Below are 944 nucleotides of genomic sequence, written 5' to 3' on the forward strand. Positions count from 1 at the left end.
CTCTGTTTAGATAACCTCTGGCTAAGCCTGAACCCGAAACACATAATTCTCCAACTACACCTATGGGCTGTAGATTCTCATTTGAATCTAAAATGTAAACCTGAGTATTAGAAATAGGACTACCTATTGGTACGTTTACTATGCCTTTTAACCCTTCACTTTTTTTACCTTTATATTCTGAAATATCAATAGTAGTTTCAGTTACTCCATAACAATTGAAAATCTGGATTTGATCCCCAAATCTATCCAGTAACCTCTGAAAATCTAATAGTTTACAATAATCTGAACCGATTTTGAGTATTTTTAAAAAACTGTAATCAAGATCATTATCATAAATATAATCCATTAATGGAATGGCTAAACTCGGAGTTAAATCAAGAATCGTAATACAATTAACAGATATTAATTCATAAAACTCTTCTGGTGAATATAAAAATGAAGGACTAGGCAATATCAAACTACCTCCAAATAATAAGGAAGTACTCACTTCAGCCAAAAATACATCAAATGACAAACTTGCTACTTGTAAAGAATTCATTTGGCTATCAAGCCCAAAGGTATCTTTCCAAGAAAATATGACATTCATTAAACTGATGTGCTCAACTGTTACCCCTTTTGGATTACCTGTACTCCCTGATGTATATATTATATAGGCTAAGTTCTCTGGAGAAGACACCCTATCTAAAGGTTGAAAATCTTCTCTCTCAATAAGGAACCAATCCCTCTCTAAGCATATAATGGAAAAATCGCTCTGGTTTTTCAAAGTATTTATAATCTCTGACCTACTCACGAGTATCTTTATACCAGAGTCTTTAACCATATAATCAATACGATTCTTTGGATACTCCGGATCTATAGGAACATACGCTCCTCCTGCCTTTAAAATACCTAAGATCCCTACGATCATCTCTAAACTACGATCCAAACAAATACCTACCAAATCC

Annotated in this window: 1 protein-coding gene; it reads right to left on the reverse strand. The window is 33.6% G+C overall.

The genetic code is table 11. The features are described from left to right. On the reverse strand, nucleotides 1–944 hold a 944-nt coding region (locus F0000_RS27450), incomplete at both ends, for an AMP-binding protein (protein WP_149627876.1).

Source organism: Aquimarina sp. RZ0 (genome assembly GCF_008370685.1).
Lineage (GTDB): Bacteria > Bacteroidota > Bacteroidia > Flavobacteriales > Flavobacteriaceae > Aquimarina.